General features: G+C 37.6%; 16 protein-coding genes and 1 pseudogene. 2 read left to right on the forward strand and 15 right to left on the reverse strand.

Annotated features, from left to right (window positions below):
• Positions 1–241 precede the first annotated feature (241 nt).
• From C170_RS14220 to C170_RS14245, 6 genes are all read right to left on the reverse strand, one after another.
• Positions 242–3,334, reverse strand: a complete 3,093-nt coding sequence (locus tag C170_RS14220) for a type III restriction-modification system endonuclease (protein ID WP_036610546.1) — start codon at positions 3,332–3,334, stop codon at positions 242–244.
• A 13-nt stretch (positions 3,335–3,347) separates the two neighbouring features.
• Positions 3,348–4,025 carry a DUF4145 domain-containing protein gene (locus tag C170_RS14225; protein WP_036610549.1) on the reverse strand — a complete coding sequence of 226 codons (678 nt, stop codon included), beginning with the start codon at positions 4,023–4,025 and terminating at the stop codon, positions 3,348–3,350.
• A gap of 2 nt (positions 4,026–4,027) precedes the next feature.
• On the reverse strand, positions 4,028–5,911 hold the full coding sequence (locus C170_RS14230; protein ID WP_200868502.1) for a site-specific DNA-methyltransferase: 1,884 nt from the start codon (positions 5,909–5,911) through the stop codon (positions 4,028–4,030).
• A complete protein-coding gene (locus C170_RS14235) occupies positions 5,911–6,525 on the reverse strand; it encodes a DUF4391 domain-containing protein (RefSeq protein WP_036610552.1) in 615 nt (204 codons plus the stop codon). The genes C170_RS14230 and C170_RS14235 overlap by 1 nt, the downstream gene beginning before the upstream one ends.
• Positions 6,522–9,752: a helicase-related protein gene (locus C170_RS14240; RefSeq protein ID WP_036610555.1), complete on the reverse strand. Its 3,231-nt coding sequence runs from the start codon at positions 9,750–9,752 to the stop codon at positions 6,522–6,524. The genes C170_RS14235 and C170_RS14240 overlap by 4 nt, the downstream gene beginning before the upstream one ends.
• Positions 9,753–10,423: 671 nt before the next feature.
• A complete protein-coding gene (locus C170_RS14245; protein WP_036610558.1) occupies positions 10,424–10,675 on the reverse strand; it encodes a hypothetical protein in 252 nt (83 codons plus the stop codon).
• 205 nt (positions 10,676–10,880) lie between these two features.
• On the opposite strand from C170_RS14245, the gene C170_RS14250 reads away from it, so the two are divergent.
• Positions 10,881–11,828, forward strand: a complete 948-nt coding sequence (locus C170_RS14250; RefSeq protein WP_036610561.1) for a hypothetical protein — start codon at positions 10,881–10,883, stop codon at positions 11,826–11,828.
• 87 nt (positions 11,829–11,915) lie between these two features.
• Positions 11,916–12,293 (forward strand): hypothetical protein, encoded by a 378-nt coding sequence (locus tag C170_RS14255; RefSeq protein WP_036610564.1) that lies wholly within the window; start codon positions 11,916–11,918, stop codon positions 12,291–12,293.
• 970 nt (positions 12,294–13,263) lie between these two features.
• Here the strand turns inward: C170_RS14255 and C170_RS14260 are convergent.
• From C170_RS14260 to C170_RS14300, 9 genes and pseudogenes are all read right to left on the reverse strand, one after another.
• A complete protein-coding gene (locus C170_RS14260; protein WP_036610568.1) occupies positions 13,264–13,599 on the reverse strand; it encodes a hypothetical protein in 336 nt (111 codons plus the stop codon).
• Between the two features lie 104 nt (positions 13,600–13,703).
• Complete coding sequence (locus C170_RS14265; protein WP_036610570.1) at positions 13,704–14,339, reverse strand: AAA family ATPase; 636 nt, start codon at positions 14,337–14,339, stop codon at positions 13,704–13,706.
• A gap of 80 nt (positions 14,340–14,419) precedes the next feature.
• The gene (locus C170_RS14270; RefSeq protein ID WP_036610572.1) at positions 14,420–14,650 is read right to left on the reverse strand and encodes a hypothetical protein; all 231 of its coding nucleotides are present in this window, start codon (positions 14,648–14,650) and stop codon (positions 14,420–14,422) included.
• 171 nt (positions 14,651–14,821) lie between these two features.
• A pseudogene (locus C170_RS14275) lies at positions 14,822–15,223 on the reverse strand (DUF4279 domain-containing protein).
• 134 nt (positions 15,224–15,357) lie between these two features.
• Positions 15,358–15,687, reverse strand: a complete 330-nt coding sequence (locus tag C170_RS14280) for a hypothetical protein (protein WP_155985072.1) — start codon at positions 15,685–15,687, stop codon at positions 15,358–15,360.
• 262 nt (positions 15,688–15,949) lie between these two features.
• Complete coding sequence (locus C170_RS14285) at positions 15,950–16,258, reverse strand: hypothetical protein (RefSeq protein WP_036610576.1); 309 nt, start codon at positions 16,256–16,258, stop codon at positions 15,950–15,952.
• A 131-nt stretch (positions 16,259–16,389) separates the two neighbouring features.
• Positions 16,390–17,076 carry a hypothetical protein gene (locus C170_RS14290; RefSeq protein ID WP_036610579.1) on the reverse strand — a complete coding sequence of 229 codons (687 nt, stop codon included), beginning with the start codon at positions 17,074–17,076 and terminating at the stop codon, positions 16,390–16,392.
• Between the two features lie 278 nt (positions 17,077–17,354).
• Positions 17,355–17,846: a GNAT family N-acetyltransferase gene (locus C170_RS14295; RefSeq protein ID WP_036610581.1), complete on the reverse strand. Its 492-nt coding sequence runs from the start codon at positions 17,844–17,846 to the stop codon at positions 17,355–17,357.
• Positions 17,847–17,991: 145 nt separating this feature from the next.
• Entirely contained in the window at positions 17,992–18,597 is a 606-nt protein-coding gene (locus C170_RS14300; RefSeq protein ID WP_036610583.1) for a hypothetical protein, read from the reverse strand.
• Positions 18,598–18,831 lie beyond the last annotated feature (234 nt).

Here is an 18,831-nt window from a genome sequence, read left to right on the forward strand (position 1 = left end):
TTCCTGTCATTTCGCCTGCACATAAGTATCAATTTCTTATATGCCACATTTCTCAAATAGTCCATGTGGGGCACCGCTATCCTCACCATACCAAATAAAACCAAAATTAGCAAGGAGCTATTGTAAATAAAGAATCCATACAACAGCAAAGGAGAAACGAACGAAAGAAATTCCCGTTTCTCCTCCCTCACCCAACATATAGTACATAATATAGACACCAATTATAGAAGGGTAAATTACATTATTGTATTTTTTCCATAATGTTCAGTAGGCTTTGATAGCTGTCTATATCGTGGTATTTAACATTCTCGGATGATATTTCATTAAATAGCTGCTTAGCACAAGCAATCTTAGCTTGCTCGATAGGACGGAGATTCAGGCTATCCATCGTCCCTTTTGTTTCAGCGATGAAGAAGATATGCTTTACAGTACCAGCATTAAATGCAATAGCCCAATCCGGCGAATAATTACCTACGGGAGTAGGAATTGAAAAGCCTTTTGGAAGCTTAGCATAAACGCATACTTCCTCCGCTCTTTCCATATCCTCAGCAAATTTACGCTCAATACTTTTTTCTGCAGATCCATCTGTAAACACATAGTCCTGAATATGTTTTCGTGCACGCAACGCCTTGGTAAAATCCCCACCCTTCTCAGATGTAAAGATTGAACTGTCATAGCAATCTTCTGTGCGATTATAGGTAATATGTTCCACAATCATAGTCGCCTTTTGCTCTTTTATCAGTCTGACTGCTTTTGAGATAAACTCTTCTGGGTTATAACGGAACATCGCAAATATGGGTTTTTCCAGACCAGCCAAAATAGCGGCAGTAGTACGCCGCGTCAACGTAGCACCTTCTGCAATTTTTCCTATCAAATCATACTTGATTTGACTAACTTGAGCATTTTTAAGTGTTTCTGTTCGACTTCTTTCGCCAGTAAAGCTGTCACCACGTTCTACTGCATTTTCATCTATGTCTCGCGTCTGACGACCAACAGTCACAGTATACTGAAGACGGGTCACAAACATTTTATCATTTACATGTTTAACTGCTTTTTCAACTAGTTCCGAACTGTCAAACTGCACGGTATACGCATACTGATGATTAATATAACCCCACAACGTTTGAAACTCTTTTTTGTAGAAGTTATCGTTTAACGGATTTTCCAGGATTTTCGTTTGATTACCGTTAGTTATCATATCTTTTAACACGCTATCATCAAACACACTTTGCACGAGCAGATGGATTCCCTCTGTCATTAGCACAAGTGCCTCTGGCAACGATGCCAAACAGTGATTCTGCTGATCAGCACGGTAGATATCGGTTACGTTATCTTCATCATCAATATAATCGTTTTTTAGCAAATAACGATAAATATCTTTAGCCTGCTTTGCATCCAATACCACCGGCTGCTCGCCAAACATGATAGTTTTCCCAATAAAAAACTCTTGTGTTGCCTTAGATGGACGGTCGTAGAGATCTTCTCTGATCTTCTTTTGCAAATCAGTAACAAACTGACGATAACTTTCACTTGCAATAACAGTTAGCATATTGATGTCATGCACGCTTGCACCACAAAACTGTTCGTCCATGCGATCACCATTCTGATTTACCGCAAGACGTAAACCGCGCCCCACCTCCTGCCGCTTTTGCGTAGTGCTGTCACTGTGTTTCAGAGTGCATATCTGAAACACATTGGGATTGTCCCAACCTTCACGAAGTGCAGAGTGAGAAAAGATGAATCGCACTGGCTCATTAAAGCTCAACAGTTGTTCCTTGTTTCTAAGGATTAAATCATAAGCAGATGTATCATCGCTTTCATCGCTTCCACGTTTAACACCGCTATCTATCTTACGTCCTTTTTTATCAATACTGAAATAGCCAGCATGAACCTTGGCTTCGTTACTACATTTTTCCTTTAGATATCGTATATAAGGCGTATCTTCAATAGTAATGTAATCATTCAGAATAGAAAGGTACTCGTGCTCAAAAATTGAGCCATATTCCGAATTGATTTCGTGTCCTTCTCCATCGTAAATACGATATTTTGCTACTTCATCAATAAAAAATAAAGATAAGGTTTTGATGCCAAGCTCAAAATTACGTTTTTCTTTTTCAAAATGCGATATAATTGTCTCACGAATTTGAATGCGACGCATGTCCCTCTCGGAAACATCACCAACTACCTCACCGCGGGCAATACTTTCTCCGTTTGTAAAGGTAACGATACCACGAACAGGATCAACTTCATTAATTAGAAATCCTTTGTATTGCTCCATATTGTTAGAAACTTCATATAAATCATCATCCACACCAAGAATTCTGGTTTCACGATTTATAGATTTTTGATATTTAATTTCCAACTCTAGTTTTACCATAGGCGGCTTTTTAGGTGAGATTATTATATTTTCAAGAAAAAGATACTTGTCTGTTCCACGAAAGTTTTTCACCTCAAAACCTTTTACCTCAATTTTTTTCACCAACCTTTTATTGTAAGCATCCAGTGCATCCAACACGTAAACCAAGTTATGATGTTGAAGATGAGTGGCCGAATAGTTGAGACAAAAAAGAGGATTAAATTCACCTAGCGCTGCCTGCGTCTTGTCCCCCCCCATCTTTTGCGGCTCATCTAAAATTACGATCGGTCGGTTGGCTTTAATAACATCAATGGGCTTACGAGAACCAAATTCGTCCAAATTTTCATATATACGGCGTGCATCTGCACCGCGGGCATTAAATGCTTGCACGTTGATAATCATCACATTAATTCCAGCGTTAGAACTGAAGTTATCCAGCTCAATCAGGTTTTTACTATTATAAATGAAAAAACGGGCTTTTTTGCCGTAATACTCCATGAAGTGCTCCTGTGTAATCTCAAATGACTTTTTCACACCCTCACGAATAGCAATAGAGGGAACAACAACGATAAATTTACTCCATCCATATAGCTTATTCAGCTCAAACATTGTTTTGATATATACATAAGTTTTGCCCGTGCCGGTCTCCATTTCGACATCGAGAGAGCAGCGCCCCATATGCTTTACTAAAGATTCCGACTGTTTAATATTATTACGTACCTGCATATTACGAATGTTGAGCAAAAGCTGCTCGTCCGATAGTTGAAGACGGGCGTTCTCAAAACCGCGCCCAATTTCATCTTCCGTTACAATTTCAGATTCTGCAAAAAGATTAATTTGTTGTGGTTTCTCATTCTTAGATATACCAAGATCACGAACATAGCGAACCCTTTCTTGATAAGGTTGGCCTGAAAAAATGTTAACCACACTGTTCACTGCATCAGTTTGGTAGGGTTGTATCTTAAATTGAAATTGCAAATAATTCACCTTCTCACTTTTTCGGTGTAACACTTTGTATGTTCTTTTCCATTTGCTCTTCCTTCTTAGGCTGCACAAAAATATGTTCAAATACCAGCTCTAATGCTTCCAATAATTTGTCACAATCTTTACGATTAATTCTAATTAAATCATCATTTTCATTCTTCTTGTGATGAGCAACTGCATTTCCTGCGCCAACAATATAACGCATCGCTTTTTCTGTTAAGTTAGGTACAAATCCATTATTTATATATTCTTCAACCTTTTGCGACAAATTAAATTTTGTACATCCACATTCATTTTGTAAAATCATTTCCAATATTCTTCTGCATACAAGGGCGCAAGATTTAGGACTAATCTCCTTTACCCACGATGCCTCGTTATACTCATTCATATACTTAGCTGGAACATACTTGATCTTTTTTGGAGGTTCATCTAAAGGGTAGATATATTTATCAGCTATTCTATTTTTAACCGCAGTGGTTTCTTTTCCATCGGAACCATAATGCTTTGATGTTAAAAAAATACTAACTTTTCCACATTCGTTACATACATAGCTTTCGATCTCAGCTCCTTGACTAAACACACTTATGTTTAGACGCTCGCCTTCATGAACATGAGAAAATCCATCAACATACACGAGCTTTCCACAAAAACGGCATGTAAACTTTTTCCTTACATACTTCTCCACATTTACAGTACCTTCCTTATAGTTGTAGGGCTATAACTAGCAAAAATCTGCTCGAAATTTGTAGCGGTGCTATCAGAAGAAAGGGAGCTGTCTCGCATAACGAAGTAGTAGGGCTTCCGTTTGGCAATTTCAGTGACCACTTCATCAGTTACGTTATCATCAAAACATGCCAATAAATAGCCATCCGCAACGAAAAACACTTTTTTACTACCAATTACAGCTTCTTCTATTTTGGATGAGAGAAGTACACCCAAATCTAACATCACCTGAAACAGCAGGTCTTCTGGGGTTCTATCTGGCTTGATGTTGTCTGCTAAATCCCACAGTGCAGCCTGCTCGATCTTAGTAGGATTATAGTACACATCCTCCATATTTGTAGAATCAACTTTTAGTGTGCGAAAACCTCCATCAAATTTGACCTCAGGATTTTTTTTGCGAATTTTATTTGCAGCGCGGCGGATACGCTCCTTTCCGATTTCGCAAATATTTTTATAGCCTGCTTTGTAGGCTTCGCTTTTTTCCTCTGTTTCTTCCGGTAATTGAACCATGATAAACTTACGATTGCCATCGTCTTCAGCGTTAAGCTGCATGACTGCATCGGCTGTGGTAGCAGAACCAGAGAAGAAATCAAGGACGATAGAATCTCTTTTTAAATTAGCAATTGTTAATATTCGGTTTAGTAGTTTAGTCGGTTTAGGCCCATCAAAGTATCCTTTATCATCAAATAGTTTTTTGACTTCTTGTCGCCCTTCTTGATTATGTCCCACTTCTTCATACTTCCAAAGCGTCATTGGAACTATGCCATCTTGAACCTCTGTCAAAAACTTTTTTACTGCTGGAACATTATGACCTTTTTCTCCAAACCAAATTCTATTATCAGCAACTAATTTTTCGAAATTTTCTTTAGATGTATTCCAGCACCTCCCTTGAGAAGGAGTTACAACCCTTCCACTAGGGGTTGTTATAGGATAATCATAAGCTGAAGAGTAAGACTTCACTGTCATATCAGCAGCTTTCCATACACCACGAGGGTCATTATCTCGGTTAGTATATCTGCTATTCATTTCATCACTACGAGCTAACAATTGCGGACGCCATATACTTTTGCACTTTGCATATAACAGAATATGATCATGATTGTCGCTCAACCATTTTGCATCATTGGCAGGCGCATACTTCTTTTCCCAAATAATATTTGCTACAAAATTATCCGTACCAAATATCTCATCAGCGGCTTTTCTCAAGTTTTCCACTTCATTATCATCAATACTAATAAAGATAACCCCGTCATCGATTAGCAAGTCCTTCGCAAGCTTGAGCCTTGGATAAATCATATTTAGCCAGTCAGTGTGAAAGCGGCCATTAGTACTCGTATTTTTAACAAGACGGTTACCTTCATCATCATAATCACCACTGTGCTCCATGTACTTTTCAGCACTTTCTGAAAAATCATCTTCATATATAAAATCATTGCCAGTGTTATAAGGTGGGTCAATGTAAATCAATTTAACCTTACCCAAATAGGTTTCTTGCAGTAGCTTGAGGGCATCCAAATTATCGCCTTCGATATAGAGATTCTCAGTGTTATCAAAATCTACACTCTCCTCCCGACAGGGGCGTAGGGTTTTGGCAATCGGAGCGTTGGCTGCCAGAATGCTCTTTCGCTTTTCCGGCCAAGTAAACTGATAACGTTCAGTAGGCCCTTCCACCACTACATCAGATAGCTCTTGACGCAGCATGTCAAAATCAATAGTGTACTCGATAATGGGAGTTCCGTCTTCGCGGTGTCCCTTAACCACTTCTGTCTTACAGTTAGGAAATAAGGCTGCAATTTTTTCTATATTTTCATTCACTTTATTAGAACTATGCATTTTCAACTTGTCCATTATGTGATGTCCTCCAATTCCTTCTTCAACTTCAGCAATCGCTGATACAGCTCAAATTTCCTTTTGGACTGTTTCTCTGCTCGAGTCAGGCGCTCGATTTTCTCGATTTTCCGTTGTAGACGTTGCTGTGTTTCTTGACGTCTTAGGCGCATATCAATATTTCCCGACGTTTGGGTGGGCTTGATTTGCAATGCAATCTGTTCAAGAAACCCCTCCCAAACCACCTCTAGATTTATGCCACGGGCTTGCAGGGTTAGCTCCTCTTCTGGCTGCCATTGGGTTTGATAGAGCTTACTGTAATAGATGGAAAGGCGTACCTGTCCTGCATAACGCAGAAGAAAGATCATTCGATGAGAATTCTGGCGAGCAATAACCTCGAATAATCGAGGATCAGCATCACGCTTTTTTAATTCTACAATAAGCAGTAAAATTTCGTCCACCGCTTCACAAAGCTCCAAATTGAGCGTTTGCGCTGTAAGAGAATACTCCAAAGTAACTCGCTGGAGGTCAGATACAAATTTTCCTTTTAATTCACCAGATAGATTTAGATGTTTATAAAATGCTTCTTTAGGAAGAATACGATTTACTTTCGCAGAAGAAGGAAACGAGATCACGAAATCACCACCATAAAACAAATCAGCTCAAAATCGTGTAGACCTGTCACACTACCAGAAAGAAAAGTTGTCTGTCCTTTCCCAAAGAAACTATCAAGGTCAACTTCCTCTTTAACATTTATAATATAGGAAATGGCTTGCTCCAATAGTTGAGATACACTTTGCATATCTCGACCATCCTTTGTGAGATGATTAAAAGTGTTACAGACATCTAATTCTGGAGTAGTTTTCTCACGTGAAAGGTGCCTCATGATGTCTAATGTATCCTTTGGTTGCAAGTGATTACAAATCACCTCACCATCATTACCCATATACACCATATAAAACGGATGTAACCGATTTTGACTTTCACTATTAACTCCATGGTTTATATTCTTGAGTACAAAAATGACGCCAGGTTTATCTCCCCGTACTACAGCATGAATACCAAACGGTGTGTGGTCGATGTCTGGATTCCCTCTCAGATATGCCAACAAATCCATGCGGAATTCGTTAAGGCCCAAATCCAAAATCGAGAGGCTAGAGTTCATTTCCTCCAAATCTACAACTTCGTTCTGCAGCTTTTCCAACTGTTGTCGTCGATACTGTAGATCTCCTTTCTCTTCCTGATTGATATAGTCATCATCGCCAGTAGAAGTCATGATAGATATTTTCATTCGTGCTTCTACTCTCTCTTTCAAATTTATATACTCATCCAACGTTAAATCCGGCCAGAAATTAACAAGCTGAATTAGCCTATTTTTACTGCCTATACGGTCAATGCGCCCAAAGCGCTGAATGATGCGCACGGGATTCCAATGAATATCGTAATTAATTACATAATCGCAATCCTGAAGATTCTGTCCTTCAGAAATACAGTCGGTAGCAATTAGTACATCAATCTCATCGCTATTGTTTGGCATAACCAACGCCTTTTCCTTAGACACAGGAGAAAAGCAGGTCAGTATGCTATTAAGGTCTGCTGGAAAACGTGGGAGGGTCGTCTTCCCATCCACACTCCCATTAATCAGTGCGGTATTAATTCCATATTCTTCTTTTACAAATTTACTAACATTCTCATAAAGATATTGAGCCGTATCAGAGAAAGCTGTGAAAATAATTATTTTTCGGTTACCTTTATTGATCGGATGATCAATTTTCCTCTGCACAACACCAAAAAGCTCGTTAAGCTTATAGTCGTATTGAGTCGTAATATCCTCAATCATGAGAATTAAAAGCTCAAGTATGTCAAGATCGGCTTTTAAATCTCTCTGCCATGAAAGATAATCCATGTCACGTAGATCAATCTTAAACTTTTTGCCCACATTGAACATATCATTATTTTGATCATCAAGGTCAAAATCTTTCCCTTCTGCAACATCCTGAACCGTAATTTGGGAGCCTGGTATGAAAGCTTCTATCTGCTGTAGAGTATCAGAATACAGGTTATGAATACGTTGTATAGTAAGTTTGAAAGAATGCACAGAACTTTCCATACGTTTCAATAAGTTAATACTCATTAAGCGACGGATTCCTTGTTCACGTCCAGTTTGAGAAATAGTCCGTGCATGCTCAGAGTCTGGGTCTATGTATTTACTCAGCTTGCTGGCAAGAATATATGTTGATGGTGTATATATGGACAAATTTAATTCCGCAATCTGTAAATAGACTTCCTGATAATTGATAGCATTGACCTTATCCGTTAATTTAGGACGTACAGAGATTGGCTTATTTCGCTCTGGAAAGCTACCAATCTCACTCGTATCATAATAACGCTGGATATGTTTACGTGAACGAGCAATAGTTACACTGTCAAGCACCTCGAAAAAATCAAAATCAAGGCGTGATAATAGCTCATTTGTTGTGCGTTTTTCTATCGGCAACCGACTCCAAGCATTATAGATTTTTTGTGCATTTCGGAAAATAAGGTCTATGTCCGACTTGGTATTAAGTTTATCATTAATTTGTTCAGAATAGCCTTCATAGGCGAGGGCTAATTGATTACGCAGATCATAAAAACGATTATTAACCGGAGTAGCCGAAAGCATAAGAACCTTGGTTTGCACACCGCTACGTATTACTTTGTTGAGCAGTCGCAAGTAGCGATTCTCCTTCTCGTTATTTTTGCCGCTCAGTTCGCCACCATTACGGAAATTATGACTTTCATCAATGACAACTAGATCATAGGCACCCCAATTTATAAGATCAATAGGCAAACCAATCGCAGTATCGCCTCTCTCACGTGATAAATCCGTGTGATAGAGAACATCATATCGGAGTCGATCCTTTGCCAAAGGATTGGTAATCAATTGTCCACGATAAGTCATCCAATTGTCTTTCAACTTTTTCGGACAAAGAACAAGTACACTTTTATTACGACTTTCATAGTATTTGATTACTGCCAAGGCAGTGAAAGTTTTTCCTAACCCTACGCTATCAGCTAGAATACATCCATTGTATTGTTCCAATTTATGAATAATTGCAAGAGCTGCGTCCTTCTGAAAATTATATAACTTCCCCCAAACAATGCTCTGTTTAAATCCAATAGCCTCATTTGGCAATACTTCCTCCGAAATATCATCAAGAAATTCACTGAAAATATTATAAAGTGTCATGAAATAAATTAACTCTGCGGGATTTTCCTGATAAACAGCAGAAATGCTCTCAATGACTTCTTCAGTGACATCTCTTAGCTTCCCATTGTCATTCCATACCTGATTAAATAACTCAAGAAATTCTCCGCTACCAGGATGTTCTGTGCGAATGACCATATTGCTAATGTTATTTCCACGTTCACTACCAAGATCTACAGTAGTAAAACTATTTACTGGTGCATAAGCAAACTTCTCTGATTCATTCTCTACACTTACAAAGTTATTCATACTGTCCTTTGTAACGTTAGACCGAAATTTCACTTTATTACGAATCCATGTTGCACATTCTTTCGCAATAGCCTTCTGTTTTAACTCATTACGCAATTTTATTTCAAATTCAGTACCATAAAGACTTTTTTCTCGACCAAGGCGCGGAATATAAAACTCTCGCTTTTCCTTTTGAGTTTTCTCTGCTATAAAAGTAGGCGAAGTAAAGATGAACCTCAACTCTTCAACAGATTGCAGTTCCTTCTTCAGCTCCTGGTATGCATAAATTGAAAAACAGGCTGCCGCAACAGAAATGCGACTGCCAGGAATAATGGTTTTAATCAAGTCATCTTTTACGATTTCCGTTGTATTGTTTAGTATTTTCACAGCTATACCTCCGCAAAGTACATGTGAGAAATTATCTTGCAAAACCTCTTCTGTTGGAAATTGCTACACACTTTCCATTATATCATAGGACCAAGTAATCAATCATAATTAATGCAAATAAGTCTGTCATCCAATAGATCGAAGAACTTAGTAGCGCATTAGAGAGGACGCCCATAAATCACCTGCTTATCCCCATTAAACCAATTCCGATAAACCACCTGCCCACGGCTGTAAGAGGCATCGACTACCTTGCCATCCCCTGATAAATACCTACATGCGTTATATCCATAAAACGACCATTGCGTTCATAGCTCCAAAAAAACAAATCACCCGGAGCTAAATTTTCATATTGAATTGCAGGATTATGAGCTACAATATAACGTGCCTGTTCTGCCGCAGTACATGGCAACTGAATATTTAATTTAATTGCTTATAAACCCACTGTACAAGGTAGCTATAATCTGTTTAGCGATTCATCCCAGCCTTGGGCAAGCTATGTGGGTCACCCAATTGGGTCAATGCCATTTTGACAGCCTCTACTCCATGCTCCCCCTCTGGCAAATTTCGATAAACCAAAGCAAACTGCTCTTGAGATAAGCCTGTATCACTGTCCTAGTCTAAAATGCAAACATAAAAGGTCTAAACTCCTTTGAAAGCAGTTCCTCCATAAGTTAATTTTGATCGTTTGCAAATGAATATTCTGCTGCTTGCTCCTCAGCTGTCCGGCTTGTAATCGTAATATAGAAAACAGTTTCATACGTTGTAACCGTTTTATTTTTTAAGCTTCCATCCTCATACTTAATCTTTTCTAAATGGTATTCAATTTGATTCATATCCCCAAAGACAGAGCGAATCACCTCTTCAAGGTCTGCATCAATTGTGACCAAATCCATCCCATTATCACCGTCCAGCGCAATCTTCACTGCAAAGACTGCTATGCCCCAAGATAGTTCAGTTCTTCATGATCATTTTTTGGAATAATAATCCTTTTTTTTGGTTTTTTATATTAAATACATCATGATTCTATGTTATGCTTTTTATGTTAATCAACAGATAAATTGGAATTTTTTTTGTAGTTAAAGCTACGTATTTATAGCGAGCGACCAAAATAGAGGGAGATGACAAGCAGTGAAAATCAAAGAAGTAAAACAAGCTATAGCCAAATCAATTGATAAGATAGTAACCGACAAAGTATTATTTAATGGATACATTAGCCAAACTGACTTAATTGCACAAATTGTGTTTGAAAAACTAATCGGTCATTACCGCAATAAGTTGCCCACAGCAGCGTTGTATCATCACGCTGTACAATCGAAACCGGACTATGAAGATATCGAACCAGTATATGAGCGAAAAAAGAGAATGAATAATAAGATGCTTAAAGAACGTGAAAGACTGCATAAAGATTTAGGTTTGGAATTTGAACGAAATGTTATACCACAGGAGGGGTATCAGTACACCTCGTTGCAGATGCAGCAAATAAATAATTACGGATCTTTGTCAATCGTTGTGGCGCTTCAGGAAGGCCGTATGGCCGACAGCAGAAAGATAAGCAGAGCAAGATTTAGAGAGATTTTCTGTGACTACGACAATTATGTGCAAGATCTAATGAAGAGGTCAGGACTATCACCTGAGCAGACAATTCGCAACGCGATTGATTTCTATGATATTCAAAATCGCATGAAAATAGAAATGACATATGATCTGGTTGTGACAATGCAAAAGTATGGATTCGAAGAGTATCCCTGGCTGCCAGCATCATACTTTGTGCAAGGTTTTCGCAACGAGACAATGTTCCTCCAAAATCGTCTCCTTCTTAAACAAAGGGATTGGATCCCTTATGTATTCGGAGATATGATAGAGGAATCCGAGAAGGCAAGAGATATTCTGTATACTATTCTATTGGTAAAGAAGATTACCATGAATGACTTAGACGAATTCGAGTTCGAGCTTGACGAAATGGCTTCCTTCGTTCAGGAAGAATACAACCCCTTCACAGTTTTTACAGAACAGAAAGACTGGAGCGACGGGCGGATTGACTTAGCTAGGAAGATACTTAAGGCTTTTTGGGGATAGTAACAACTAGCATCCGGTTTTTCGTTCTATGGGATTCGAATGCCTCTATAATATAATTCAAGCAAATACTAAAGGAGGTTTCATCCCATGAGTAAGCAAAAGAAACATAAACAGTGTACAGTGAAAAGAATTGAGTATGTGCCGTCGGAGCAAAAAGAGGTGCAAGGAAAATGGCAGTCAATACAAAAATACCTCAAACAAGACTTCTATGTAAAAGAGGACCGAAATGGATACTGGCTCCTCATAAAGGCCTCGAAGGTGATTGTTACGATCAGCAGTCCGGCAGGTGTCGAGAACTTGAATATGAAAGGACATATACTAGATTTTTACAAAAAACAGCGACTCACCGATAAAAGGGTCGAGCAATTCACCCAGGAAATTCGTGATGAGAAAATAGCGATTTTCCTAGACTCAGACGACAATTCATACTTGATTAAGAAAACCAGTACTTCCATTGCAACATAAAAGGTTATATATAAATTCATTCTTCAAGAAACTTCAGTTCTTTGGACCAACTATCTACATTCGTGAAGCCGTCAGCCCATTTGGGCTCACGGCTTGGTTAATTTTATCTGGTGCAGATAAGAAACGCGAAAATTTTCCAAAAGGTGGAACCAAGAAAGCATTAACGGTTCAATGAGCGATTCATATGGAGTTGCACTGTAAATACTTTGCATCTTTCGCTACTTCTAATGCTAGAAATCACACACTTGAATACCATTTAAATATGAATTTGCTTTAAATCTCAGCTTCGTATAAATAAAAAAAACATGTTCGTGCATCTCGTTTTTCACTTATCTATTTTCAGCATCTGGTTCGCATATCTTAGCTGAGAAAATTCAAGTTATGCGAAGACAGAGCCACAAAAACGAAGTGGAGAAAGCGGGGGAATTCTTGCACATCAGGAGATTCGGGAATTTCTGAGGGAGCAAAAAATGGTTCGCATAATATTATGTTATAGGATGTATCTGGCCTCTTCGAATCTTATCTTCAAGTGTGGTTCTCCCTTGGTCTCTTCTATTTACGATTTTGTTTATTAATTTCGCTCTAATTTATTACCCTTCTCATTCACTTTACTATTTCAGCTGCTCTATCAGCATTATCTTCAAAATCTATTTTTTTCAAAAACCCTTGATATAATTTCATAATTATTTATCAAGTAATCTGCAATCCAGATTCTTCCTTGTTTAGATGTATAATAAACATTATTGTCTATCTCACAGACACAGTTCTGAGCCCATTTAATAACAAAGTTAGGTTCTTCAATTCCAAGAAAATATAAAGGCTTTAATGCATCTTCATCAATTGAATTTTAAGATCAGGCCTGTGTAACAATGATGCAAAATAATAGAGAAATATCCCGTAGCAGCTCATTCACAGTTGTAGCTAGGCAGGAATTTATCTACACACTAAATTATTTCTTCGCTAGAGGAATTTAGGGGTTTTCTTTATCTTTCAAGAGACTCCAATCAATCATTTCACCTATCCATTTTGGCGTGATGATCTCATCGCTCCATTTCGGTGTTAATACTCTCCTGTATCCTATATATTCTGTTGTCCAGCCTTCAAATTCTTCTCCGATGATGACTATAAATGGGGGCTTGTTCTTAATACTGTGTTGTCCCACTTCATAAGTGACGATTAACTTCTTATCCTCAGAAACGATATGTAATTTGATTATTCCTTCATCGTCAATATCCGGTTCAACATACCAATAAAATAATCGATTGGAGCGAACGATTTTACGTTTATATTTTTTTCTTACGCCCATAACGCACCTCGTATATTTCTTTTTCTTTGATCGCAGTATTTGGTCAGTTATCCAAGACACAGCTAGAATAGCTTTGAGATCTGATATCAAAAGCCACACTAAGATTAAGGAGTAGTACTCTTGTAAAAATCAATTACTCTATCAAAGATTTCGATCTCGCGTTTTTTTATGTCCGGTAATGTCTCGCTATGCTTTACAATATGATGTATATTATCTGCTACAGTCTCTGCTTTATGAATCCCTACATATCCTGGTACCAGTTCATTAAGATAATGGAAATATCTCATTTGAGGTTCAATCATGCGTAGATGTTTATCAAAATTTCTTCTAGATCTTGTCTGATCCATCTCCTTTCGCTTGCGCAGCTCATCTTCTTCAGCCCAGAATAGTACATAAGCATCCGGTAATGATATTTCATTCTTCAATAACTTCTCTCTAAAAAAGTTCGCTGTTTCATCTAAAGATAGGTGCTCATAACCATATATCCAGCTGTACCAAATCTTAAATACATCGCCATCCAAAATCACATACTCATGTTGTTGATTCTTCTCATATGCTATATGCCATCTATCGATTTGTCTCTCCAGCAACCACATCATAAGTTCCTTACCGTCAAGTTGAGGAGATTCAAAAAGAAGCCCTGTTTCTGGAACAATAAATGCATCATATTGTGTAGCGAACTGCTGACAAGTGGTACTTTTACCTACAGAACTGGCACCTTCCAGACAAATTATCGTCATTCAATTACCTCCAGATATTACTCACCAATGATTAATCAACCTTCACTGGCTCTTAAGCGATCATGTTGAATTTCATTAGACTATGTACTGTAGATTTCTTTGATCTTTAGCCAAGTTTCATACCAGAATGTTTTTCGTTTAAGAGGTTTTATTACCTTAATCTCGACTTCTTTTCGTTTCAAATAAACCGTGCCATCCACTTCAATGAGTCTATCGCCAAATGAAAATACAATATCCTTGCAGTCTTTGTGATAATGGGTCTCTCTTGTTTCTGACCACTCCGCTTTTTCAATAGAATGTCGTTTTCTCATTATTTAAAATCCTCCTTTAAGAGAAATACCACTATTTACAACAAAAAGGAAGCCTCTCCCACATCATAAACACTTTGTTATCCGATATTGATGAGCCCTAAGGTTCGTTTATTCCTACATAATGTTATCTGATGTCCATTCCTTGGAAGCGTGTCTTACAAACTTTATTTCTTATTCTAATTCTTCATTATATGGATTTGCATATAAATCAACATCAATTTCAGCATGAATCATATTAACAAATTCAATAAAATCAGAATCGAAATAAAGAGCAGGCGTTTTCCCCTCTTCTATTCTAATTACAATGAAAAATTTTATTCTTAATTGATGTTCAATCCGAATCGAGTTGATCTCTTTTACTTTGTTTCTTAACATATCGACTACTTTTATTAATTGGTGATTTACATCTAATGATTCTTCATAATCCGTACCTAATGTCCATTATGTTTCTTTTATTCGATGCTTTTTGTTAATTATGTCGCCTTTGTAAGCCGTATTGGTAGGTTCGATTCTAAGTATTGAAGTTACATGATTCGGATCGAATTCATCCCCAAATAAACAAAAATAGGCCATCACTTTGGTTTTGTCTTTCAGGAGTTTCACCTCTTTAAGAATTGATGTAAGGATCTCGCCTACTCCAACTCTTCTAATACAATTGCATATAACCTTTGGTGTTTACGAGCCCGAGAACCCTAACTGACCAGTAATTATTCTTTCATCCATTGATGTGATTCGTGTAGTTTACCAGTTTCATAAAAATACTTTAGCACTTCAAGCATGGGTATTAATTCTATACAAATGTTATCGCAATAATTTCCTAACTGACCACCAATAACTAGAGAAATTTCACTATTTCCCTGCTTATCATTCATAAGCGTATATATATGTTCATCAATTGTAATAGACACTACAAAATATTCCGGTCCGCCTCCAACTAGTGCTGAACCTGTGTCTGTTACCTCAAAAAAAACTAATGTAAATTTATCTCCATCGAGTTTTCTCAAAAAACGTAAACTGTCTGCCCATGTAGGTTTCATAACTATCTCTTCATTAAATGTGGTCCCATTCCGTTCATCAATACTAATAGAGTTTATCATTTTTTCTTTTTATCCTTTTAGATCATTTTATTGGTTTATATCCTCCAACTTAAATGCTTCACTATAGATGCTACGCAGCTCAGTTGAGTTATCAAGACACTGAATGGGCTTACCATTGATGATCTGCACCAACACATCCAGACACTTATGCCACCCAGCGGCGGTATTCACTGCCTATGAATCTCACACCCTCGTTCATTCATCACATATATCCATCTTCAGGTTCACCAACATCAAAACCCAACACTTTTGTCGCTTCCAACTTAAATGTTTCTATCCAGGCATTCCAATCATTATCATCCATCTGTGCATAAAATGATAATCCACTAGGCTCAACGGATGCTTCAATGAAGACATCATCCTCTTCAGTTCCAAACCAATATGGAATTCCACTTTTATAACCAATCCACCCTGGCATAGTCTCATATACTTTAGAAACTTTATCCCACACCTCATCAGGCAGATCATACCTTATATTTAGGTTGCAATTATGAGAGTTTATGTTGTTCATTTACATTCTCTCCTTCTACCTTAGAAGTATATTAAAATTCATCCTCTATTTTTATGTAAAGTACTACAACTCTTTCACCACTTGCTCAAAGTTGTATCTCTTGGTCTTTATATACTATTTTCGTTTATCGTTTACCAAATATCTTCTCCCTTTAAGATTTCTTTTGTGGGCTGGTCTACAGCTAACCAAGTAGAAATATCCTCTTCTATTTTTCTCTTCCAAGCTATTAAAAAATGTCCTTGGCATATCTGGTGGGAATCAATCTCTGTCATAGATACTTCAATGCCTTGATCAGAATGTAAGACAAAACTACACTTCTCAAAAGCAAAGTTCAAAGCAAGAGATTTAGGAGTCCTATCACCTTGGTTTCTTTTTCCCATTATCAGTGGTTCTTCTTGTGTTCCTATGTGTAAGCGGTACTGTTCATTCTCATATTCGACAGCTTCAAGATTTTCTCCCGTGTCAGATCCGTAATCTTCCCAGCTATATCCCTCTTTCCACAAAGCAGAAAAGCTACAAGTGCTTATCTGATGATATGCATTGGGTTTGATTCTAAATACGGCTCCCCAGCATTCGTCTACTTCCTGAGGTGAAGAAAGATTATGGTTCAGATTACAGAGCACTAACTCGCAATCAAACGAGTCGTAGTAATACTGGTAGAGTGATCCGCCATGTTTGAGCTGAGAACAGTGAGTAGGAAGATAACATTCGCCAGAGGCAGCAAGTGAAAGTTTAATTGTTCCAAGAGGCGTATATATTGAAGGTTTTATAAGATCAGTACCTTGATTTAAGGCTTCTTTTCCACGAAAAAGCTTCATTATGTCCCTCCTTGTAGTCTTTCACTTAAGCGTCCAGAACTAAACATAAGCGGTTTTAGGAAAAAAACTCTTTTTGAATTTTGATTTATTAATTTCTGGAATGTTCCAGCATCACGACGGCCCCTTTAGATAGCACTTATCTTAGGGATGGATGTGCCTGCTTATCCATTCCACAGAAATATTACGGGCAGATCAAGGGGCACAAGCCCCTGCGTGGGAATATGATATTATACGAAACTACTATTAATATAATTTGAACTTGTATATTCTGAAATTTTTCAAGTGGCCCTCTTGCTATCGCATAAGACTACAGAGGTCTCAATTTGTCTTTCTGGAACATTCCAATAGGTATTTAATAGCTTTTTCTTCTCATCGGGTGATACCAGTTTAAAACCATTCTTTAAGTAAAATTTCTTAGCCCATTCAGCTGAGTCCCATGTCCCTATTAAGATCGGTTTATTTGTTAAAGCCACCATATGAGATAAAAGCTTCGTACCTATTCCGCTATTCCGTTGGTCTGTTCGTACATATGCGTGTCTAATTAAACATACATCACCCTTATCTTGAATTCCCATAACTCCTAATAATAGATTTTTTTCTTCAAACCCCCAAAATACTACACCATCGTTCATTTCGCACTTTAGCTCTTCCAATGTCATATAAGGCTCATGATACCTATCGTCAGGAATTACTCCTTTGTATGCCTTTGCTGCATCATTAATAATCTGATACATTACATCCGTATCCATGCTTTTACACAATCTAATCACGAAATTGGCCTCCTTATGGTTTGATGTCGTTTCGTAGATGCTAACCCACCACCGGCTTAAAAGCACCTGAAAGGGTGCGGCTACATGAGCACAGTTAGTTGGTGGCGGGGTTATCCGCCTATATCCATAGTCTCTCACGAACTCATTATAGATTATATTTCGTTTTCATTCTTTCATATAACTTATAATCCGTATTTCGATTTACAATCTCTCCTATTAACTCTTTCCACTTATTTTCAATCCACTTAGGACTTTGTTCTTTCAGAATATCCTCGTTAAATTGACTATCGATATACTCCAAATCTTGTTTAAGCACTCCAATATCCTTAATCAGTTGATTTCTCGATTCTTTTTCTAGCGATATCTTATTCGATAAAATGTCGTCTGTGATTTCAACACTTATATACGTATACATATCTTTAAACACATTATAAATTAAATCGGTTGATGATAATTGATCTTCCCTAAAGTCGGAATTCAGAAAGACGAACGATTCTTCACCGACTTTCAAAGATACTGCCACATTTCCTAAGGCATGTATGACTGTTTCCTTGGAAGAGCCGTCCTCTAAGCTTTTTATCACATTATCTAAATTGTACATGGATTCTTTTATACCAATTTGAGTTCCATGATTTAGTTTAACCGCGTAATCAACTTCTTGATTGTCTTTGTACGCTTTGAATTGATAGTTGAAGTACATGCTTATTATCAATCCAACCATTAGTATGATTATTGCAATATTTTTTCTCATTGAATCACCTCCTACTAGTGCCTGAACTACGTATATGATAACCCATATTGTTACAATTGCGAAAGGAAATTGGCGAATAAGGGAGATTTATTAGTTTTCTCAAACCCGTATCCATACGCTCCTACGGGCTTTAAATACGCTGAATATATGCAGGGTTGTACAGAGTGCGAGTATGCAGTGAGTCCTTTATTATAGTAATAAAACAAAAAGGCCCTTCTTCATCCATGGGGAATC

It is taken from the genome of Paenibacillus sp. FSL H7-689 (assembly GCF_000517905.1).
In the GTDB taxonomy this organism is placed as follows: Bacteria; Bacillota; Bacilli; order Paenibacillales; family Paenibacillaceae; genus Paenibacillus; species Paenibacillus amylolyticus.